Origin of the sequence: Serratia sp. CY55921, from assembly GCF_052167655.1 — a bacterium.
GTDB lineage: Bacteria > Pseudomonadota > Gammaproteobacteria > Enterobacterales > Enterobacteriaceae > Serratia > Serratia ureilytica.
On sequence record NZ_JBJNMU010000004.1, the window covers coordinates 1 to 20,297 of the forward strand.

General features: G+C 61.2%; 17 protein-coding genes and 1 rRNA gene. 4 read left to right on the forward strand and 14 right to left on the reverse strand.

What is annotated here, in order from left to right; genetic code table 11:
• Both rrf and ACJ8M3_RS18040 read left to right on the forward strand, forming a co-directional pair.
• A 5S ribosomal RNA gene (gene rrf / locus ACJ8M3_RS18035) occupies nt 1-113 on the forward strand; the annotation flags it as partial.
• 258 nt (nt 114-371) lie between these two features.
• Nucleotides 372-1,682, forward strand: a complete 1,311-nt coding sequence (locus ACJ8M3_RS18040) for an MFS family transporter (protein WP_033644171.1) — start codon at nt 372-374, stop codon at nt 1,680-1,682.
• A 36-nt stretch (nt 1,683-1,718) separates the two neighbouring features.
• Here the strand turns inward: ACJ8M3_RS18040 and pssA are convergent, their stop codons facing one another.
• From pssA to trxC, 4 genes are all read right to left on the reverse strand, one after another.
• Nucleotides 1,719-3,074: a CDP-diacylglycerol--serine O-phosphatidyltransferase gene (pssA, locus tag ACJ8M3_RS18045; protein ID WP_033644170.1), complete on the reverse strand. Its 1,356-nt coding sequence runs from the start codon at nt 3,072-3,074 to the stop codon at nt 1,719-1,721.
• A gap of 152 nt (nt 3,075-3,226) precedes the next feature.
• Nucleotides 3,227-5,875: a bifunctional acetate--CoA ligase family protein/GNAT family N-acetyltransferase gene (locus ACJ8M3_RS18050; protein WP_033644169.1), complete on the reverse strand. Its 2,649-nt coding sequence runs from the start codon at nt 5,873-5,875 to the stop codon at nt 3,227-3,229.
• A gap of 48 nt (nt 5,876-5,923) precedes the next feature.
• A complete protein-coding gene (locus ACJ8M3_RS18055) occupies nt 5,924-6,613 on the reverse strand; it encodes a tRNA-uridine aminocarboxypropyltransferase (protein WP_047573925.1) in 690 nt (229 codons plus the stop codon).
• 114 nt (nt 6,614-6,727) lie between these two features.
• Complete coding sequence (gene trxC / locus ACJ8M3_RS18060) at nt 6,728-7,147, reverse strand: thioredoxin TrxC (RefSeq protein WP_004928868.1); 420 nt, start codon at nt 7,145-7,147, stop codon at nt 6,728-6,730.
• 207 nt (nt 7,148-7,354) lie between these two features.
• On the opposite strand from trxC, the gene ACJ8M3_RS18065 reads away from it, so the two are divergent.
• A complete protein-coding gene (locus tag ACJ8M3_RS18065; protein WP_033644167.1) occupies nt 7,355-8,443 on the forward strand; it encodes a tRNA/rRNA methyltransferase in 1,089 nt (362 codons plus the stop codon).
• A 60-nt stretch (nt 8,444-8,503) separates the two neighbouring features.
• On the opposite strand, the gene emrB is transcribed toward ACJ8M3_RS18065, so the two are convergent.
• The 7 genes from emrB to ACJ8M3_RS18100 all read right to left on the reverse strand — a co-directional run bounded on the left by emrB (nt 8,504) and on the right by ACJ8M3_RS18100 (nt 15,821).
• Nucleotides 8,504-10,042 carry a multidrug efflux MFS transporter permease subunit EmrB gene (gene emrB, locus ACJ8M3_RS18070; RefSeq protein WP_033644166.1) on the reverse strand — a complete coding sequence of 513 codons (1,539 nt, stop codon included), beginning with the start codon at nt 10,040-10,042 and terminating at the stop codon, nt 8,504-8,506.
• A 17-nt stretch (nt 10,043-10,059) separates the two neighbouring features.
• Nucleotides 10,060-11,232: a multidrug efflux MFS transporter periplasmic adaptor subunit EmrA gene (emrA, locus tag ACJ8M3_RS18075; RefSeq protein ID WP_016929855.1), complete on the reverse strand. Its 1,173-nt coding sequence runs from the start codon at nt 11,230-11,232 to the stop codon at nt 10,060-10,062.
• Nucleotides 11,233-11,255: 23 nt separating this feature from the next.
• Complete coding sequence (locus ACJ8M3_RS18080; RefSeq protein ID WP_033644165.1) at nt 11,256-12,707, reverse strand: efflux transporter outer membrane subunit; 1,452 nt, start codon at nt 12,705-12,707, stop codon at nt 11,256-11,258.
• 28 nt (nt 12,708-12,735) lie between these two features.
• Nucleotides 12,736-13,254, reverse strand: coding sequence for a transcriptional repressor MprA (gene mprA, locus ACJ8M3_RS18085; RefSeq protein WP_004928879.1), 519 nt, complete (start codon nt 13,252-13,254; stop codon nt 12,736-12,738).
• Nucleotides 13,255-13,416: 162 nt separating this feature from the next.
• On the reverse strand, nt 13,417-13,764 hold the full coding sequence (gene ygaH, locus ACJ8M3_RS18090; RefSeq protein WP_033644164.1) for an L-valine transporter subunit YgaH: 348 nt from the start codon (nt 13,762-13,764) through the stop codon (nt 13,417-13,419).
• Complete coding sequence (locus ACJ8M3_RS18095; protein WP_033644163.1) at nt 13,754-14,500, reverse strand: AzlC family ABC transporter permease; 747 nt, start codon at nt 14,498-14,500, stop codon at nt 13,754-13,756. Before ACJ8M3_RS18095 ends, ygaH begins: the two co-directional genes overlap by 11 nt.
• 121 nt (nt 14,501-14,621) lie before the next feature.
• Entirely contained in the window at nt 14,622-15,821 is a 1,200-nt protein-coding gene (locus ACJ8M3_RS18100; protein ID WP_089197366.1) for an MFS transporter, read from the reverse strand.
• A gap of 105 nt (nt 15,822-15,926) precedes the next feature.
• Between ACJ8M3_RS18100 and ACJ8M3_RS18105 the strand changes: the two genes are divergently transcribed.
• Nucleotides 15,927-16,805, forward strand: a complete 879-nt coding sequence (locus ACJ8M3_RS18105; RefSeq protein ID WP_033644161.1) for a LysR family transcriptional regulator — start codon at nt 15,927-15,929, stop codon at nt 16,803-16,805.
• 27 nt (nt 16,806-16,832) lie between these two features.
• On the opposite strand, the gene proX is transcribed toward ACJ8M3_RS18105, so the two are convergent.
• From proX to proV, 3 genes are all read right to left on the reverse strand, one after another.
• A complete protein-coding gene (gene proX, locus ACJ8M3_RS18110) occupies nt 16,833-17,834 on the reverse strand; it encodes a glycine betaine/L-proline ABC transporter substrate-binding protein ProX (protein WP_033644160.1) in 1,002 nt (333 codons plus the stop codon).
• 69 nt (nt 17,835-17,903) lie between these two features.
• Nucleotides 17,904-19,010 (reverse strand): glycine betaine/L-proline ABC transporter permease ProW, encoded by a 1,107-nt coding sequence (proW, locus tag ACJ8M3_RS18115; protein WP_033644159.1) that lies wholly within the window; start codon nt 19,008-19,010, stop codon nt 17,904-17,906.
• A complete protein-coding gene (gene proV, locus ACJ8M3_RS18120) occupies nt 19,003-20,205 on the reverse strand; it encodes a glycine betaine/L-proline ABC transporter ATP-binding protein ProV (protein ID WP_033651617.1) in 1,203 nt (400 codons plus the stop codon). The genes proW and proV overlap by 8 nt, the downstream gene beginning before the upstream one ends.
• Between the last annotated feature and the right edge of the window lie 92 nt (nt 20,206-20,297).

Sequence of the window (20,297 nt, forward strand, 5' to 3'; positions counted from 1 at the left end):
GGCGGCAATAGCGCGGTGGTCCCACCTGACCCCATGCCGAACTCAGAAGTGAAACGCCGTAGCGCCGATGGTAGTGTGGGGTCTCCCCATGCGAGAGTAGGACACTGCCAGGCATCAAACAAAGCAAAAAGCCCTGAACTGACGTTCAGGGCTTTTTGCTATGCGTAAAATGGAAAATCCCCGTTGTAATCCGCTTCAGCTTTCATCGTACTGTTTAATATTCATCACAAAACCAACGCATTGTTTCTCTGAATGTCAGATATTCTTCGTCCGCTATTAAGTTTGGCTGTTAACTTATAAATAACAATAAAGTAACAACCAGGGCGGCAGGAAGCCAAATTTCATCATTGTTATGGCTCGGAGAATACATCATGACAGAAACAACATCGGCTCTTGGGGATGAGCACGGCGTCGAACAGGGGGCGCTGGATAACAAGAAACGCATTTTCGCTATCGTCGGGGCTTCATCAGGCAATCTAGTGGAGTGGTTTGATTTTTACGTTTACTCCTTTTGTTCCATTTACTTTGCCGCCTCGTTCTTCCCTGCGGGCAACAGCACCACGCAGCTGCTGCAAACCGCCGGGGTATTCGCCGCCGGCTTCTTTATGCGGCCGATTGGCGGTTGGCTATTCGGTTATATTGCCGACAAGCATGGTCGAAAAAATTCCATGCTGCTTTCGGTCTGTATGATGTGCGCCGGATCGCTGGTGATCGCCTGCCTGCCGACGTATGAATCGATCGGCAGCTGGGCGCCGGCGTTGCTGCTGATCGCCCGCCTGTTCCAGGGGCTGTCGGTAGGGGGGGAATACGGCACCAGCGCGACCTATATGAGCGAGGTGGCGATCAAGGGGCGACGCGGCTTTTACGCCTCGTTCCAGTACGTGACGCTGATCGGCGGGCAACTGTTGGCGTTGCTGGTCCTGGTGATCCTGCAGCAGATATTGCCCGCCGAAGAGCTGAAAGCCTGGGGATGGCGCATTCCGTTTGCCCTGGGGGCCGTGTTGGCGGTAGTCGCGCTGTACCTGCGCCGCTCGCTGAATGAAACCTCCGATGCGAAGACGCGTAACCACAAAGATGCCGGTTCGCTGACGGGGCTGTGGAAAAATCGCAAGGCGTTCCTGATGGTGCTGGGCTTTACCGCCGCCGGTTCGCTGACCTTCTACACCTTCACCACCTACATGCAGAAATATCTGGTGAATACCGCCGGTATGGACGCCAAGCTGGCCAGCGCCATCATGACCGTCGCGCTGTTCGTCTTTATGCTGCTGCAGCCTGCGGTAGGCGCGTTTTCGGACAAAATCGGCCGTCGCAGCTCGATGTTGATCTTCTCGGCCTTTGCCACGGTGTTGACGGTGCCGATCCTGTTCGCTCTGAAAGAGGTGAGTAATCCTTATATGGCGTTTGGCCTGATCGTGCTGGCGCTGTTCATCATCAGTTTTTACACCGCGATCAGCGGGCTGCTTAAAGCCGAAATGTTCCCGCCGGAGGTACGTGCTTTAGGGGTGGGTTTGTCTTATGCGGTGGCGAACGCCATGTTCGGCGGCTCGGCGGAATATGTCGCGCTGTCGCTTAAATCGTTTGGCGTGGAGAACGCTTTCTTCTGGTATGTCTCCGGCATGTGCCTGCTGGCGCTGCTGGTCTCGCTCCGGTTGCATCGCAAAGGCAAGGAGATACAGCTGTAATAAAAACCCCGGCCTTGGCCGGGGTCAGCATACCGCTTACAGGATACGGCTGATCAGCCGATCGATGCGGATACGGCGCAGACGCCGAATCAGCTTACGCACCTTGATCGGATACTGCTGGATGCTTTGCAGTTCCTGATAATGGCCGACTACAGTGGTATGAGTACGGATGCATTCCAGCTCTTTCTGCCGTTGCTCGCGCAGCTCTTGCTTGGGATCGTGGATCAGAATGGCGTTTTCCAGATCCAGCCGCCAGGCGCGCGGGTTGAGGTTATTGCCGGTAATCAGCTGCCACTCTTCGTCTACCCACATGCCTTTCAGGTGATAGCTGTTATCGCCATCCTTCCACAAACGCACGATCAGTTGGCCGGTGTCGATGTAACGCTGCAACCGGCTCAGGAAGCGGCGCAGGTTGATCTCATACAGGTAGGGCAGCGCGCCGATGATTTTGAACGGCTGGTCTTCCGGAATATAGAAATCGTTGGCGGTTTTATCGCCGACGATGATTTCCACCTGCTTGCCTTGTCGCAGCAGGTAAATGATGTTGCGCACCAGCAGCGCCGGCAGGTTGAAATAGGGGGTGCACAGCGTCAGTTTCTGGTCGGTGCATGACATCAGGTGATGAATGGTTTTATTCAGCACGCTTTGTTTGCCTAGCCCAACCATCGGCGTCACCGCCAGCTCATCGTTGCCGGCTTTGCCGCGGAAGTGGTAACCGGCGCGGCGTAGGGCGAAACGGAACAGACGGGTTTCGTTTTTGATCTCCGGGCTTTTCGGCCGATCGCTGCGATCCAGGCGTTGTACGGCGCCGGCGGTGAGCAGATGCTGCTTGATGTAATCGATCAGAGTATCGGCCAGCACGCCGTTGGTGATCAACTGGTAGCGATCGTAACGGTATTTCTCATGCTGATGCAGATAGACGTCGTTGATGCTGGCGCCGCTGTAGATAACGGTATCGTCGACCACAAAACCTTTTAAATGCAATACGCCCAGCGCTTCGCGAGTATTGACCGGTACGCCGTAGATCGGCACCGATTGTTCCGGATGCTGGCTGGCCATGGCGCAGTACCAGTCGGCGTTGGTATTGGCGGCGGCGGCGCCGATGCGCCCGCGCTGTGCGCGGTGCCAGTCGACCAGCACGCAGATTTCCAGCTCGGGCCGCCGCTGTTTGGCTTGATACAGCGCGTTGAGGATCTCACGCCCGGCGTCGTCATGCTCCAGATACAGAGCCACCAGATAGATACGTTGGGTGGCGTTGGCGATGGAATCCAGCAGCGTGGCGCGAAAGTCGGACGGCGCGTACAGAGTACGAACATCAGCAACCGTCTGGGGGAGTTTGGGCAGTTGTGCAAGGTGTTGTTGATGTTTGCTACGTTTAAATTTTGACAACATCACAGTGCGCTTCTTCTCTCATGATTGATGGCCGGAACGCCACAGACTTAAAAACAATAAACCGAATAATCGGGCGATAATACCATTAGTTGCCTCGATTGTGCGTATGTTTTGGCGTTAAGTGGTGGATTCGTAGCGCATTGCGACGCAGGTCACTGCGCGTCGTCGGCCTGCAGCGGCAGCGTCAGATTGACGATGCCGTCCTCAAGCTGCACCTCGATGCCAAAGCCCAACCGCTGCGCCAGCGCGATCATGCCGCGGTTATTCGGCATGGTGATACCGCTCAGGCGGGTCAGGCCATGCGCGCGCGCATAGGCGATCATTTTCTCCAGCAGCTGGCGGCCGAGCCCCACGCCTTTTAGGTCGGAACGTACCAGCACGGCGAATTCGGCGTCGGTGTTGTCCGGATCGGACAGCGCGCGGGTCACGCCGATAATCTCGTCTGCCCGCACCGCCACAAAGGCCATTTCCCGATCGTAGTCGATCTGCGTCATGTTGGCCAAATCGTCATGGGTAAACTCGTTGATCTCGCTGAAGTAGCGATAATAGAGGTCTTCCTTGGTCACCCGGTCGATGAAATGCTTCAGCGCCGGCTCGTCTTCCGGCAGGATAGGGCGGAACAGGCATTGGCTGCCGTCTTTCAGCGCGATGGTCTCTTCCAGCTCATGCGGATAAGGCCGAATCGCCAGCCGCGCCTGCGGATCGCCGCTGAACGGTGCGAGCTGCATCGAAACGTCCAGCAGGGTGAACTCGCTGCCGGAAGCCAGCACCGGGTGAATATCCAGCCGGGCGATCTCAGGGCAGTCAAGGATCAGGTTGGAAACCTGCACCAGCAAGCGGCTCAGCCCGGGGATATCTAAAGGCCGCAGTGCGCTGCGCCCGCGGATCTTGCCGCCTTTCACCGCCTGCAGCACCAGATAACGCGCCAGCGCCATATTCAACGGCGGCAGCGCGACCGCGACCTGATTTTCCTGGCGCCACTCTACGCCGCCTTCACCCAGCATGATCAACGGGCCGAAAATGGCATCCTGCTCCACGGCGATGCGCAGCTCCTGGGCGCCGGCGCGGTTGGCCATGCTCTGCACCAACAGGCCGTGGATGCGCGCCTGAGGATAGGTACGCTTCACGCGGTCGAGGATCGCCTCCGCCGCGCGCTGCACTTCGGTCGCGGTGCGCAGGTAGAGCATCACGCCCTGAACTTCCGACTTGTGCGGGATATCCGGCGAGCGCAGCTTCAGCGCTACCGGGTAGCCGATCTGCTCGGCGATGTGCACCGCTTCGGCGCTGTCTTCGGCGATCCAGGTCGGCAGGGTGCTCAGGTCATAAGCCTGCAGAATGGATTGCACCTCGTGGGTATCCAACTGGGTGGCGCCTTCGGCCAGCGCCTGATGGATCAGGCGGTGAGCGTCGGCGGTATTGGCGGTCAGGCCGACCGGCAGCGCCGGCGTCTCCTTCAGCTGCTTCTGGTTGCGGCGGTATTCCACCATATGCATAAAAGCGGTCACAGCGCCTTCCGGCGTGCGGTAAGTCGGAATGGCGGCCTCGGTAAACAGCCGGCGTGCCTCTTGCGAAGAGTATTCGCCGCACCAGTTGGTCAGCAGCGTGATGCGCTTGCCGCGCGCATGGCGATGCAGCGCGTCGATCAGCCGCTGCGCCGTGGCGGTGCCGGGCGCAGCGGCGCTCGGCGCGTGGATCAGCAGCAGCGCGTCATAGTCGTGGCTGTCGAGCAGCGCTTCGAGAGCCGCCAGATAACGCTGCGGCGTGGCGTCGTCGCGCAGGTCGAGCGGGTTGCCGGCGCGAATGAAGTCCGGCAGCGCGTCGCTCAGCGTCGCCAGGCTCTCCTCGCTCAGCGTCGCCAGCTTGCCGTTGCGGCCGAGCAGTTCGTCCAAGGCCATCGCCGCCGGCGCCGCCCCGTTGCTGACGATCATCAGCCTTTCGCCGCGCAGCGGATGCATATGGCTGAGGGTTTCCACCGCCGAGAACAGCTCATGGGTATCCTGGACGCGCAGCAGGCCGGCGCGTTGGATGGCGGCGTCATAGGCGGCGTCCAGCCCCAGTTGGCTGTTGAGCAGTAATTGCGCCTGTTGGCTGCGGCCGCTTTTGATCACCAGAATAGGCTTGTTGCGCGAGGCGCTGCGCGAGGCGGAGAGAAAGCGCCGTGCGTCGCTGATGTTTTCCAGATACAGCAGGATGGCGCTGGTCTTGCTGTCGCGCGCCAAAAAGTCGAGCAGGTCGTCGACGTCGATATCCAGGCTGTCGCCCAGCGCGATGAAATAGGAGAAGCCAACTTCGCGCTGCTGCGCCCAGTCGAGAATGGTGTTGGCGACGGCGGCGGACTGCGAGATAAACGCCAGCTTGCCCTTTTGGATCGGCACCGGCGAGAAGCTGGCGTTGATGCCTTGCCACGGCGCCAGCAGCCCCAGACTGTTGGGGCCCAGCAGCCGCATGGCGTAACGCTGCGCGCAGGCTTTGAGCTCGGCGAACTGTTCCGGCGGCGAAGAGAGCACGATGGCGGTTTTGCAGCCACGTTGGCCCAGCGCTTCAATCAGCGCCAGATTACGGCTGGCGTGGGTGCAGATGATCGCCAGATCCGGCGTCAGCGGCAGGCTGGCGACGTCGGGATAGGCCATGACGCCGCATACCGCCTTGTAGCGCGGCGTCACCGGCAAGATGGGCCCGCCGAAACCGCCGGCCAGCAGGTTGCTCATCATCAGGTTGCCGGCGCGGCCCGGCTGCTGCGAAGCGCCCAGCACGGCGATCGATTTGGGACGTAGTAGCGCTTCTAACCCTCGCTGGCTCATGCACGGCTCCTTTTGGCAACGTTACGCCTGATTTTAGGCGCTTTATGGCTACATTGCTGTGACCGGTGCCTCCGGTCGGGTCGGTTTTCCCGCCAGATACTGTTGACGGAAATAGCGGAAATGCTGATTCAATCCGTCGGCGGCCGGCATATCGCCCGCCTGTTGCAGCAGGGCGGCGGCCACTTCCGCCGTGCAGTGTTGCTCGGCGCGGCTGGCTTCGCGCAGCTGGTAGGCCGATGCGGCGTCGACGTTGAGTGAAAACACCGGGAATTGATTGAGATACGGGCTTTTACGGAACATTTTGCGCGCTTCCGCCCAGGTGCCGTCCAGCATGATGAACAGCGGCGGTTTGCCGCCGACGGGCAGTTCGCTGAACACCGGCCGCTCGGCGTCGGCGTAGGACGCGGGGAACACCACGTAAGGCTGCCGTGTCGGATCGTTGATGGCCGCCAGCAGGGCGGGATCGACCTCGGTACGCGACCAGAGGAACGCCTGGGTGTCCGGCAGGATATCGGCGATCAGGCGCCCGGTGTTGCTGGGCTTGAGCGGCTCGGCGCCGAACATGATCAGGCAGAAACGGCTGCCGGCCTGCTGCGGGCGAATGGTGTCGCACAGGCAGTTCTTATGCGGCAGCAGGCACCCCTGACAACGCGCCACCCGGCAACCGCGCGCCAGAAAGGGGCGGGTGGCGCGGTCTAAACGGAATTGGCGCAGGCGAAGTACGGCGTTGTCGGTCATAACGATCCTGGGGAAAAACCGCTATTGTAACGCAGAAAAAAGCCCGCCGGGAGGGGCGGGCTCGATCGGGGCGCGTTCGCGCGCGATGGCGGGATACGGCCTATACTTGCCGAATCACACTAACTCGTTGAGCCAGTTGTCAAACGGCGCCTTCGGCATCGCGCCGTTGAGCATGTCGACCATCTTGCCCTGACGGAACACCATGATGGTCGGGATGCTGCGGATGCGGAAACGGGCGCTCAGTTCCGGCTCGGCTTCGGTGTTCACTTTCACGAAGCGCACTTTGCCGGCGCGCTCTTCGGCCACGTCTTCAAAGATCGGCGCAAAGCTGCGGCACGGGCCGCACCACGGCGCCCAGAAATCGACCACGACCGGCAGATCGTCCTGCAGCAACTGGTCCAGCGTGGCGGCGGTGGCGTTGATCACTTCACCGTCGAAGAGCTCATGGCCGCAGCGGCCGCATTTCGCGTTGTCCGCCAGACGTTCTTCCGGCACACGGTTGGTGGCATTGCAAGCTGCACAAACTGTATTCATGTTGACCTCGGGTACTGAGAAAGCCGGGTCCCCGCAACGCGGTTGCGGAGATGTTTCTTTAATGCTGACGATTATCGGCAAAACCCGGCGCATGAACAATGAGGTTTGTTCAATGGATGTGATAGTTGGGAGCTTTTAGCGCAAGTTGGTGGCTTCATGCACCAACATCAGGTAATCTTCGCGCCCTGCGCGTTGGTGGAGAAGACAATGAACGATTCATTTAGTGGCAAGAACGGTAAGGTCAAAGTGATGTACGTCCGCAGCGACGACGACAACGGCGACGACCGCAACAAGAATAAACGTCCGGCCGGCAAAGGCCGTCCGGCTGACGGTGCGCGCTCGGGCCGCACCGGTCAAGACAAGGCGCGCGGCGGCAATGACCGTCGCGGAGCCGATTCCCGCCGCAGTGAAAGCGATCGTCCTCGCCGTCCGGCGCGCTCTGAAGATCGCGGCGGCAACGAGTCGCCGTGGAGAACCGTGTCGCGCGCGCCGAGTGAAGAGCCGGCGTTCGATCACGGCGGCATCAGCGGCAAAAGCTTCATCGATCCGGAACAGCTGCGCCGCCAGCGCGCGGAAGAAACCCGCGTTTACGGTGAAAATGCCTGTCAGGCGCTGTTCGCCAGCCGCCCGGAAGCGATCGTGCGCGCCTGGTTCGTGCAGTCGGTCACGCCGCGCTTTCGTGAAGCGCTGCGCTGGATGGCGGCTAACCGCAAAGCCTACCACGTGGTGGATGAGGAAGAGCTGGCCAAGGCTTCCGGCACCGAGCACCACGGCGGCGTCTGCTTCCTGATCAAAAAGCGTCAGGGCCTGGATGCGCAGACCTACCTGAAAACTGCGCCGGCGACCGACTGCGTATTGGCGCTGGAAGAAGTCGGCAACCCGCATAACCTGGGCGCCATCGTCCGTTCGTGCGCCCACTTCGGCGTCAACGGCGTGTTGCTGCAGGATCCGGCGTTGCTGGAATCCGGCGCGGCGGTGCGTACCGCAGAAGGCGGCGCGGAGCACATCAAGGCGATCAACGCCGATGATTTCCTGTCGGTGCTGGATACCTTCCGCAAGGCGGGTTACACCATCGTCACCACCTCCAGCCACAAAGGTACCGCGCTGGCGCAGGCCAAGCTGCCGGCCAAGATGGTGCTGGTGCTGGGCCAGGAGCGCGACGGCCTCAGCGACAGCGCCTGGCAGCAGGGCGATATGAACGTGTCTATCGGCGGCACCGGCAAGGTAGAAAGCCTGAACGTTTCCGTGGCGACCGGCATTCTGCTGGCGGACTGGTGGCGTCAGAATCAGGCGTGATTTTCATTACGTCGAATAAAAAAACGGGCGCCTCAGGGCGCCCGTTTCGTTTATTGAAGCTTAGTGAGCGCCGCCGCCCCCGCCGCCGCCGGAGCTGAATGGCGGTTTCGCTACCCACACCAGCGCCAGCAGCACCAGGAATACCCCGGCCGACAGCCAGAAAATCTCGTTGGCGGAGATGATCAGCCCCTGTGCCGTGATCTCGTTGGCGATGTAGGCCGACGCCTGCTGCTTGCTCATGCCGAGCTGCTCGAGCTGCCGGTACATCTCCTGCGACTGCGGATTGTACGGGTTGACGAACTCCGTCAGCTGCGCGTGATGCTGCGATTCGCGCTGCGTCCACAGGGTGGTGGTGATCGAGGTGCCGATCGACCCCGCCAGGGTTCGCGTAAAGTTCGACAGGCTCGATGCCGCCGCCATGCGTTCCGGCGGCAGGCCGGACAGCGTGATGGTGGTCAACGGCATGAAGAAGCAGGCGATGGCGAAACCTTGAACGAACTGCGGCCAGGCCGAAGCGCCGAAGTCCATGCCCGGTTCAAACGTATAGGCGCGCCAGTAGAAGCACACGGCATACATGATGAAGCTGAAAGTCACCAGCTTGCGCATGTCGAGCCGGTTGCCGAACTTACCGATGATCGGCGACAGCAGCACCGGGATCAGCCCGACCGGCGCCGACGCCAGCCCCGCCCAGGTAGCGGTATAGCCGTACACCTCTTGCAGCAGCTGCGGCAGCAGAACGATGGCGCCGAAATACAGCATGTACGCCAGGCTGATGCACAGACAGCCGATGGTAAAGTTGCGCGACTTGAACAGCGATAAATCCACCACCGGATGATCGTCCGTCAGTTCCCAGACTACCAGGAACAGCAGCGCCACGACCGCCACGACGGTCAGGGTGATGATCTCGGTCGAGTTGAACCAGTCCAGCTCCTTGCCCTGATCGAGCATCACCTGCAGCGAACCGATGCCGACGATCAGCAGCACCAGGCCGACGGTGTCGATCGGCTTGATCTCGGTTTTGGTTTCTCGCCCCTTCAGCGTCGCCATCGCCGCCAGGATAACGAAGGCGCCGATCGGGATGTTGATGAAGAAGATCCAACCCCAGTGGTAGTTGTCGCTGATGTAACCGCCGAGAATTGGCCCGAAGATCGGCGCGACGATCACGGTCATCGACCAGAGCGCCAGGGCCATCGCTCGCTTGGCGGGCGGGTAGTTGTTCAGCAACAGGCTCTGCGACAGCGGGATCAGCGGCCCGGCCACCACGCCCTGGATCACGCGGAAGAAGATCAGCATGCCGAGGCTGTTGGAGATGCCGCACAGCCAGGAGGCGAGAACGAACAGCGCGGTGGACCAGAGGAACAGCCGCACTTCGCCGATGCGCTTCGCCAGCCAGCCGGTGATCGGGATCGAGATGGCGTTCGCCACGCCGAACGAGGTGATCACCCAGGTGCCCTGCGAGTTGGAAGACCCGAGGTTACCGGCAATGGTGGGGATCGCCACGTTGGCGATGGTGGAGTCCAGCACCTGCATGAAGGTCGCCATGGCGAGCGCGACCGTCATCCAGGCAAGCTGGGCGCCTTCAAGCGGTTTCTGTGGCAAGATGGCCTCCCGCGCGCTTAGCCGGCGTTCGCATGGATCACGTCGGCGATCAGCTGGTTAACCGGCGCCAGATTCAACGCCAGCGCGTCGCTCTGATACAGCGGTTTGTCGCGCACCACGTCAGACAGCACGCGGCCGTCCAGGTTGGCGGTGTCGACGGTCACCAGCGTCGAAAGACCGATGCGCAGCGGATGATCGGCCACCTGCTTGGCGTCGAGCTCAATACGCACCGGCAGACGTTGCACCACCTTGATCCAGTTGCCGGTGGCGTTCTGGGCCGGCAGCAGCGAGAAGGCGCTGCCGGTGCCCATGTCGATACCGACCACTTTGCCTTGATACACCACGTCGTCGCCGTAGACGTCGCTGACCACCGTCGCCGGCTGGCCGATGCGCATATTGGCGATTTGCGTTTCCTTGAAGTTGGCGTCAACCCAGATGTGATCGGCCGGCACTACCGCCATCAGCGGCGAACCGGCGGCGATCTGCGCGCCGACCTGCACGCTGCGGCGCGAGACATAGCCGGTAATCGGGCTGATCACTTTGGTACGCTGCAGCGCCAGCCAGGCGTCGCGCATCTGCGCGGCGGCTTGCTGGATCGCCGGCTGCTGTTCCAGCGGGGTGTTCAGCACCATCGCCTGGTTGGCGTTGTATTGCTGCACCGCCACTTCCAGCGCGGCTTTGGCGCTGTCGACCGCATCGCGAGCGTGTTGCAGCTCTTCGCGGCCGATGGCGTCAACGCTGCCCAGCACCACGCGACGTTTCAGATCGTTCTCGGCCTTGCTCAGATCGGTCTTGCGCAAGGCGATGTTGGCCTGATACTGCTTACTGTTGATGATCAGCTGGTGGGTCTGACGCACGCTGTTGGCCAGGCCGGTTTTGGCGCGTTCAAACGCCTGCTCGGCATCGGTCGGATCGAGCGTCAGCAGCACGTCGCCCTGCTTGACGTAGTCGGTGTTGTCGAAGTTGACGCTGTTCACGCTGCCGGACACCTGGGCCATGATCTGCACCTGGTTGCCGGAAACGTAGGCGTCGTCGGTTTCCTGGTGATGACGCAGCACCAGGAACCAATACACTAAATAAGCCACCCCTATAACAATGAAAATAACCGTCAGCAACAGCAGCCAAAATTTGCGCTGCTTCTTTTTGCCGCTCGGCTGCTGCGGGTTTTGGGTTTCCGCGCTTGCGCTCATGGTGTTCTCCAAGCCTTATATTATTATGCTTTCGAATCCGCTGCGGCCGGGGCCTGATAGCCACCGCCCAACGCGCGGATCAGTCCTATCTTCGCCTGCAGTAAATTGCTGCTGGCATTCAACTCCGCCTGTTGCTGCTGCAATAGCTGCGTCTGGCTGGTCAACAGATCGTCGCGCCCGATAATCCCTGCCTGGTAACGGGCGTTGGCGACCTGATACACCTGTTGCATCGACTGGGCCGCGGACGCCGCCTGCAGCTGCTGTTGTGCAGAGCTCTGCTGGATGGTGATGGCGTCGGCGGTTTCCTGTACCGCATTCAGGATGGTTTGGTTGTAGGATTCCACCGCTTCGTCATACAGCGCGGATTCCTCGCCCAGCTTGCTGCGCAGGGCCCCGGCGTGGAAGATCGGCAGCGAGATCGCCGGCATCACGTTCCAGGCCTGGCTGGCCGCTTCAAACAGATTCGGGCTGGTGCCACTGGTATTGGTGGTCATCAGGCCGGCGAAGGCTGAAATGGTCAGGCTGGGGTAAAACTCTTTACGCGCGGCGCTGACGCGCTGGCTGTAAGACTCCACCAGCTGGCGTTGCGCGGCGATGTCCGGGCGTTTGCCCAGCAGATCCGCCGTCAGTTCGCCCTGCGGCGCCATCAGGTTGTCTGCAGGCAGCGGCACTTGACGCAGGTGCTGCATGGCGTTCGGCCCCTGGCCCGCCAGCGCGGCGAGCTGGTGTCTGAGCTGTTCGATTTGCGACTGCAGCTGCAGAATCTGCTGTTTGGCGACGTCGGACTGCGCCTGGGTTTGTTGCGGCACGTCGACGCCGGTCAGGCCGGCCTGATAGCGCTGTTGGCGCAGCGCGGTCAGGCGCTCGTTGTTGTTCACTTCCTGCTGCAGCAGCTTCTCGAGCGCGAGATTGCTCTGCAGCTGATAGTAGGCGGACGCCACCGAGCTGGTCAGCGTCAGAGCCGCCTGTTCCTGCTCGGCGCGCGCTGCGTTCACTTGCGCCTTGGCGGCGTTCACCTGGTTGCGGTATTTGCCCCACCAGTCGAACTCGTACGCCAGGTTCAACCCCAGCGAGTTGGAGCTTGAATAGATCGGCTTATGCGGATACCCCAGCCCCATATTGACGTTCTGCGGCACGCGCTGACGCTGGGTGCTGGCGTTCAGATCCAGGTTCGGCCCGTTGGCGGCGTTGGCTTCGCCTACCACGCTCTGCGCTTCGCGCACGCGGGCGGCGGCCTGACGCAGGGTCGGCGAACTTTGCAGTGTTTGCGTCATCAAGGCGTCCAGCTGCGGATCCTTGAGGGCGCGCCACCACTGCGGGCTGACGGCCAGCGAACTGACTTTCGGCTGAGCCAACTGCAGGCTCTGCGGATCCATCAGCGTGGATTGCGGGGCAATATTATCGGTAGAAGCACACCCGGCCAGCAGCAACACGGCGAACAGCGGGGTGAATCTCCAGTGAAATGGGGATCGCATAAGTAGGTACCTGAACAGAAATTGTGAATTAGGGTAACTGTTCTGTGATTTCCATTTGATCCAGACGTGCCAGCAATTTGCGCGTCAGCTGTTCCAGCTGTTTTTGCTCATCGTCGGTCAGCGTGGACCACAGGAAATGCAGACATTGGTGCTGCGGCGGCAGCAGTTGACTGAGAAATTCTTCCCCCTGCGGCGTCAGATGCAGATGCAGGCAGCGGCGATCGTTGTCGCTTTCCCGGCGCTCGATCCAGCCGCGCTTCTCCAGCTCGTCGGCGATGCGGGTCGCATTGGTGCGCGAGGAGCCCAGGGCAGAGCTTAGCTCAGAAGGTTGGATGCTGTGGCTTTCCTGCGCATCCAGGGTAATCAGCGCCATAAACAGTGTTTCGTTAATCCCCTGCGCTTTCAGCATCTTATTGCGATTTTCCAGCAGTTTGCCTTGCATGTGCATGCACAGACGGGTCAGCAGGATTTCCTGATAAGGGAAATCTTTCTGCCGCGTGGCGCGGAAATTCAGCATTTGTTCTATGGGGGCAAACGAGCTTTCCATAATTTAGGGCCTCATTAATTTCGTTCGAGATAGTAACGACGGTGACAAATAATGTAAATGTTCAGCCGTGCGGATAATTTAGCAATTCGTGTCATTTGTCAGTGTTTGTAAAGATGTGACGCCTGAAAACGCCAGTGTGAAGCCAAACGGTCGGAGGCGGCGTCAGCCAGGGCCGAAAAACATTAACAATTTTAATGTGACGCCAAAGGCCGTCGCGCCGAGCAGCGTCGACAGAATGATGCTTTTACTGCGGTAGAAGCACAGCGCCAGCGCGGCGAACCCCGCTAACGTCGGCAGCAGCTTGTCCGGTTCGCGCATCACCACCGGCGTGCTGGAGACCACCAGCAGGGCGCAGATGGAGGCGATGCCGATGCTGTCGAGCAGCAGGGCGGCTTTGCCGCGTTTGATGCCGGGCTGAGCGCGCGCCGGCGCCAGCCGCAGCGGTAGATAACGGAACAGGTAGTTGGCGCAGCCCACCACCAGGCCGATCACCAGCACATCAGTGTTCATGGCTGGCCTCCGCGTGCGGGGGTTGGAACAGGGCGGCGGCGCAGCCGGCGCCGATGCCGGCCAAAATGGCGACCGGAATGGAGAACAGCACCACGCCGAGCAGCGCGCCGGCCAGCGCGGCGGCGATGGTCAGGCTCTGCGGACGCCGGAAGGCGGCCAGCAGGAAACTGAGAAACAGCGCCGGCAGCATGAAGGCGAGCGAGGCCTCGATCACTGGGAACTGTTCCAGCGGGCCGTTGCCGAACAGCGCGCCGAGCGCGGTGCCGGCCACCCAGGAGAGCCAGGAACAGAGCGCGATGCCCAGCATCCAGTTTTCGCTCCAGCTGCGGTTATTGCGCATCAGCCTGGCGGTGGCGGCGGCGAAGACCTCATCGGTCAGGCCAAAGGCCCACAGCGCCGTTTTGCCGGGCGACAGGCGCGAGACGATGCGGTGACGCAGCGCCGGGCCATACAACAGGTGGCGCACGTCCATCGCCATCACCGTCAATGCGGAGACCCACAGCGACATGCCGGCGCTCAGCAGGGCGGTGATCACGAACTGGCTGGCGCCGGCGTAGATGATGCAGGAGAAGAAAATGCTTTCCAGCGGGGAAAAGCCCAGTTTGACGGCGCTGAGGCCGAAAGCGAACGCCACCGGCACGTACCCGATGACGATCGGCAAACTGTCGACGACGCCGTTGGCGAAGGTGGCGCTGACGGCGGGCGGAGTAAGGCTGTCTGCAGCTTGGCTTTGCATGGTTGTGGGTCGCAGGGTAGATAGGTCGTCAATAGTTTATGCCCAGAACATTACCAGAGAGTAAGTAATGTTTATACCCTGCACCGCTAATAAATTTCTTTAGTGACTATTTGCACGATAATCAGATTGCCGCCGGCCCCTGCGGATCGTGATGCTTGCCGAGCCACCAGGTCAGCAGGTTGAGCAGGCATAACACCCCTCCGACGGCGGCCACGCCGTACCAGCCGGCATGCTGATAGGCGGACGCGGAGAGCAGCGAACCGAGGGCGCCGCCGATAAAGTAGCTGGTCATGTAGCCGGCGGTCAGGCGGTTGCGCGCCTCCGGCATGATGCGATACATCACGCTCTGGTTGGTGACGTGTACCGCCTGCACCGCCAGATCGAGGATCAGGATGCCGGCGATCAGCGCCCACAGCGATTGTTTAGCCAGCGCGATAGGTATCCAGGACAGCAGCAGCAATACCAGGCCGACGGTGGTGGTCAACCCGGCCTTGCCTTTGTCCGCCAGATGCCCGGCGCGCGAAGCGGCCAGCGCTCCGGCGGCGCCCACCAGACCGAACAGTCCGATCACCCCTTCGGAATAGTTGAACGGCGGCGCGGCGAGCAGAAAGGCCATTGAGGTCCAGAGCACGCTGAAGTTGGCGAACGACAGGGCACCGAGGATGGCGCGGGTGCGCAGCAGCGGCGTGCGGCAGAACAGGCTGAAGATCGAGGCCAGCAGCTGCGGGTAGTTCAGCCCGGAGTGTTGCTTATAGCGCGGCAGCGCGCGCCACAGGATCAGCGCCATCAGGATCATCAGCACGCTGGCGATCCAGTAGATGGTGCGCCAGCCGCCGAACGACGCCAAGGCGCCCGCGACGGTGCGCGCCAGCAGGATGCCGAGCAGCAGACCGCTCATGATGATGCCGACGGTCTTGCCGCGCTTTTCCGGGTGGGCCAGCGTGGCGGCCAGCGGCACCAGGATCTGCGCCACCACCGAGAACAGCCCGGTGAGCGCGGTGCCGAGGATCATCATCGGCAGCGTGGCTGAAGTGGCGGTGATCAGCATGCCCCCGGCGGCCAGCAGCGTCATGAACACGATCAGGCCGCGGCGTTCGAACATGTCGCCGAGCGGCACCAGCAGCAGCAGGCCGGTGGCGTAACCGAGCTGCGCGGCGGTGACGATAAAGCCGGCCTGGTTGACCGACAGGTTGAAACCGGTGGCGATGGTTTCCAGCAGCGGTTGCGCGTAATAGTTGCTGGCGACCGCCAGACCGGTTGCGATGGCAATCAGCACGGTCAGCGCCGGACTGAGGCCCGGATGGGCGTTTTGTTGGTTCATGTTTTTTTCATCACGGGAAGAAGATAGCGCGCAGTATCCGGCAACGCGTCTGAGGAAACCAATGTATAATTTTCATTTGATTTATCTCATTTCAAGATAGATGCCATGAACCTGAAACAGATCCGCTATGCGCTGGCGGTGGCGGAAGAACAGAGTTTCACCCGGGCGGCGCAGCGCTGCCATACGGTGCAGTCCGCGCTCAGCCACCAGATCGCCAAACTGGAAGAAGAGCTGGGCTGTACGCTGTTTGAGCGCACTTCGCGCCGGGTGCGGTTGACCCCTGCCGGCCAGGCTTTCATTCCGTCGGCGCAGCGCCTGTTGGCGGCGCAGCAGGCGCTGGTGGAAGAGGTGACCGCCGCCGGCGATGCGGTGTCCGGCACCCTGACCATCGGCACGATTTCAACCATAAACGCGATTGATCTGACCGAAAAGCTCGACAAGTTTCATCGCCACTATCCGGCGGTGAACATCCGCCTGTACGTTGGCATGAGCGAAGTCCTGCTGGAGGATGTGCGTCTGCAGAAGTGCGATATGGCGTTCGTCGGCATCTGGCCCGGCGATGTCGATCTGCTGCCGATGTCGCACCGGCAGTTGACCGATGAGCCGCTGGTGGCGCTGGTGGCGCCGCAGCACCCGCTGGCCAACCGCGAGCGGGTGAACCTGCAGGCGCTGGCGGAAGTGCCGCTGGTGGATTTCTACAGCGGCACCGGCGCGCGGCGCCAAACCGACCGCGCCTTTCAGGCGGCGGGCATCCGCCGGCACGTCAGTTTTGAAATCGATCATATCGAATGGCTGGAGAATCTGGTGCGGCGCGGGTTGGCGGCGGGCATCGTACCGATCTCGACCGCGCAACGCTTAAGCGCGCTGGTGTCGATTCCGATTGAAGACGGGCCGCGGCGCCAGGTGTATTGCATCTGGCCGCAGCCCTTGTCGAACGCCGCCGCCCGTTTTTTACAGTTCAGCGGCATCGATCTGGCGGGGTAGGGGCGCGGCAGAGGCGCCCCCGATCGGTTACGGTTTCGCCGCCTCGGCGGCGGTTTTCACCCAGCCGTCGAAGGTCGCCTGATGCGCCTTGATCCAACCGTTGACGTGGTTTTGGATATCGGCTTCCGAAGCCTGGCCTTCATGCATGCGCAGGTTTTGCGCGTTGATGTCGGCGATCGGCAGCTTCATGATGGCGAACAGCTTGGCGGCCGCCGGGTTGGCTTCGGCCCACTGCTTGTTGGCGGCGATGCGCATGGTGTTGACCGGGAAGCCGTAGTTGGCGCCGTTAGGCAGCTTGGTATCGACGTTCTTCTGCTCGCCCGGCAAGGAAGAGAACGGTACCTGCAGCCAGACCACGTCGCGGCCCGGCACCATCACATCGCTGACCCAGTACGGCGTCCAGGTGTAATACAGTACCGGTTTGCCCTCTTTGTAGCGGGTGATGGTGTCGGCGATCATCGCCGCGTAGTTGCCCTGGTTGTGTTCGACGGTATTGCTCAGGCCATAGGCCTTGATGTGGTGGTTGATCACCGCCTCGCAGCCCCAGCCCGGGGTGCAGCCGGTCAGATCGGCCTTGCCGTCGCCGTTGGTGTCGAACAGCTTGGCGATCTTGGGATCCTTGAGCTGTTCGACGTTGGTGATGTGGTACTGCTCGGCGGTTTTCTTGTCGATCAGGTAGCCCTGCGCGGCGCCGTTGACGTAGACGCCTTCGCGGTAGAACTTGGCGTCGCCGCCGGCGGCCTTGTACTGATCGGCGTGCAGCGGATCCCAATTGACCGCGATAAAGGTGGCGTCGCCGGAGGCGATGGAGGTGTAGGCGACGTTGTAATCCACTTCGCGCGGTTCCTTCACGTCGTAACCCAGTTTTTCCAGCGCCTTGCTGACCAGCAGCGTCTGGAACGTCTCTTCGGAAATGGTGCTTTGCACCGGCTGTACCGCTATTCCCTTGCCGGGTAAATCCGCCGCGATGGCGCTCTGTGAGCCAATCAGTGTCGTCAGGGCGAGAGCCCAGATGCCCGTGGTGCGCATAGTGTTTCCCCTCTTTTGATGTGGTGGTGCCCTGGCCCGCCGGGGCCGCAGCCGCCGGCGGGAAAAGCGTCAGGCTTGTTTGATAAATGGACGGGTAAACAGCCCGATGGGGCCGCGACGGTACCAGCGGCCGATGCCCTTGCTGCGGCGATCGCGCCCCAGCGATTGGGTGAGGCGATCGAGAATGATCGCCAGGATCACGATGCCGACCCCGCCGATGGCGGCCAGGCCCATATCCAGCCGGCCGATGCCGCGCAGCACCATCTGGCCCAGACCGCCGACGGCGATCATCGAGGCGATGACGACCATCGACAGCGCCAACATCAGCGTCTGGTTCACGCCGGCCATGATGGTCGGCATCGCCAGCGGCAGCTGCACCTTGAACAGCAGCTGGCGCGGGCTGGCACCGAAGGATTCGGCGGCCTCGATCAGATCCTCCGGCACCTGCTTGATGCCAAGAATGGTCAGACGCACGATCGGCGGCAGCGCGAAGATAATGGTCACCACCACGCCCGGCACGTTGCCGATGCCGAACAGCATGACGATCGGCACCAGATAGACGAAGGCCGGGGTGGTTTGCATGGCGTCGAGCAGCGGCCTAATCACTTTGGCGGCATGCTTGCTGCGCGCCAGCCAGATGCCGAGCGGCAGGCCGATAAGGATGCAGAAGAACAGCGCGGTCAGCACCAGCGCCAGCGTAACCATCGCCTGCGACCAGGCGCCGATGGCGCCGATGGCGACCAGAGAGAGCAGCGTCGCGGCGCCCATGCCGAGGCCCGCGATCTGCCAGGCGACCAGCGAGAACACCAGAATGGCGATCGGCGCCGGCATGCCCAACAGCAATTGCTGGAAGCCGCTCAGGATCACGTCTACCGGCACGCGGATGCCCTGGAACAGCGGGCGGAAGTGCAGCACCAGCCAGTCGATACCTTGCGTGACCCAGGAATCAAACGGCACCCAGGCTTTGTGGAACGGATCAAGCAGGCTGAAGTGCTCAGGCTGCGCCGGGGCGCTGCTGAGCCAATCGGCGCCTTGCCCGGCGGCGTCATGAGCGGCCGGTGGCGGCGCGCTGGACCAGGCGTCGCCGGCGTTGGCGGCGGCATCGTGAGCGGGGGCCGCGCCGGCATCGGCCGGTGCGGTAGCCCAGGGATCTTGGGTTTGCGTGGTATCACTCATTGGCTGAGCCCTCCTTGTCCAACGCCTGCAGCAGCATGGCCTTGGAGATGATGCCGAGATAGTTATGTTCTTCGCCCACCACCGGCACCGCGCACGGCGCCTGGGCGACCAGGGAGATCAGATCGCTGAGCGGCGTGTCGGCCGGCACGGCGGCGGGGGCCTCAAGCAGGGCATCGTCCAGCGTTTGATTGGCGGACAGCGCCTTTTTCAGCGACTCTATCGACACCACGCCGATAAATTTCTTCCCGCGTTCAACAACATAACCATAATCACGGTCCTCATCGCGCAGCAGCTGCAGCGCCGAGCGGGGGCCAAAACCGGGGGTTTTGCGGATCAGCGTCACCGGACGCCGCTGGGCGATATCCTTGGCGCTGAACACATGACTGATGTCCACGCCGCGGAAGAAGGTGCGCACGTAGTCGTTGGCCGGATTATTGAGGATCTCGTCCGGCGTGCCGACCTGGATCACCTCGCCGCCCTGCATGATGGCGATGCGATCGCCAATGCGCATCGCTTCGTCCAAATCGTGGGAAATAAACACGATGGTGCGCTGATGCTGAGCCTGTAATTTCACCAGCTCATCCTGCATTTCGGTGCGAATTAACGGATCGAGCGCCGAGAAGGCTTCGTCCATCAATAATATATCCGGGTTATTGGCCATCGCGCGGGCTAATCCCACGCGCTGACGCATGCCGCCGGATAATTCATCCGGATAAGACAGCGAATAATTTTCCAGCCCGACCTGACGCAGGGCGTCTAGCGCTTTTTCCTGGCGTTCCTGCAGCGGCATTCCGGCTAATTCCATGCCAAAGGCGGTATTATTCAGAACATTCATGTGCGGCATTAGCGCGAATGACTGAAATACCATGCTGATCTTATTTCGCCGCACGGTGCGCAGCGCGGTGTCGGATATTTTGGCGATGTCCTCACCGTCGATCAGCACCTGACCGCGGGTGGGTTCTATCAGACGATTGAGAAGGCGTACCAGGGTGGACTTGCCGGAACCGGAGAGCCCCATGATGACAAATATCTCGCCTTCTTCAATGGCCAGAGTGGCGTCTTTTACGCCGAGCGATAAGCCGGTTTTTTCAAACAGCCGATCTTTTGTCAGACCTTTATCCAGCAGTTTGAATGCGCGTTCCGGGTGCTCGCCAAATATCTTATACAGGTTCTTTACTTCGAGTTTAATTGCCATGCAATTTGCTGTTTCCTCTGGTTTAATTAAAGCGTTATGGGCTGTCCTTAGCAAAATAAAAGAGCTTTTTACCCTAACACAGTGAATATCTG

What these genes read in the sequence shown, in the direction of transcription:
- ACJ8M3_RS18100 (WP_089197366.1), bottom strand. Translation starts at nt 15,821, where the DNA reads ATGAACCAACAAAACGCCCATCCGGGCCTCAGTCCGGCGCTGACCGTG.
- ACJ8M3_RS18040 (WP_033644171.1), top strand. Translation starts at nt 372, where the DNA reads ATGACAGAAACAACATCGGCTCTTGGGGATGAGCACGGCGTCGAACAG.
- pssA (WP_033644170.1), bottom strand. Translation starts at nt 3,074, where the DNA reads ATGTTGTCAAAATTTAAACGTAGCAAACATCAACAACACCTTGCACAA.
- ygaH (WP_033644164.1), bottom strand. Translation starts at nt 13,764, where the DNA reads ATGAACACTGATGTGCTGGTGATCGGCCTGGTGGTGGGCTGCGCCAAC.
- ACJ8M3_RS18105 (WP_033644161.1), top strand. Translation starts at nt 15,927, where the DNA reads ATGAACCTGAAACAGATCCGCTATGCGCTGGCGGTGGCGGAAGAACAG.
- ACJ8M3_RS18065 (WP_033644167.1), top strand. Translation starts at nt 7,355, where the DNA reads ATGAACGATTCATTTAGTGGCAAGAACGGTAAGGTCAAAGTGATGTAC.
- mprA (WP_004928879.1), bottom strand. Translation starts at nt 13,254, where the DNA reads ATGGAAAGCTCGTTTGCCCCCATAGAACAAATGCTGAATTTCCGCGCC.
- emrA (WP_016929855.1), bottom strand. Translation starts at nt 11,232, where the DNA reads ATGAGCGCAAGCGCGGAAACCCAAAACCCGCAGCAGCCGAGCGGCAAA.
- ACJ8M3_RS18050 (WP_033644169.1), bottom strand. Translation starts at nt 5,875, where the DNA reads ATGAGCCAGCGAGGGTTAGAAGCGCTACTACGTCCCAAATCGATCGCC.
- proX (WP_033644160.1), bottom strand. Translation starts at nt 17,834, where the DNA reads ATGCGCACCACGGGCATCTGGGCTCTCGCCCTGACGACACTGATTGGC.
- ACJ8M3_RS18080 (WP_033644165.1), bottom strand. Translation starts at nt 12,707, where the DNA reads ATGCGATCCCCATTTCACTGGAGATTCACCCCGCTGTTCGCCGTGTTG.
- ACJ8M3_RS18055 (WP_047573925.1), bottom strand. Translation starts at nt 6,613, where the DNA reads ATGACCGACAACGCCGTACTTCGCCTGCGCCAATTCCGTTTAGACCGC.
- ACJ8M3_RS18095 (WP_033644163.1), bottom strand. Translation starts at nt 14,500, where the DNA reads ATGCAAAGCCAAGCTGCAGACAGCCTTACTCCGCCCGCCGTCAGCGCC.
- proV (WP_033651617.1), bottom strand. Translation starts at nt 20,205, where the DNA reads ATGGCAATTAAACTCGAAGTAAAGAACCTGTATAAGATATTTGGCGAG.
- trxC (WP_004928868.1), bottom strand. Translation starts at nt 7,147, where the DNA reads ATGAATACAGTTTGTGCAGCTTGCAATGCCACCAACCGTGTGCCGGAA.
- proW (WP_033644159.1), bottom strand. Translation starts at nt 19,010, where the DNA reads ATGAGTGATACCACGCAAACCCAAGATCCCTGGGCTACCGCACCGGCC.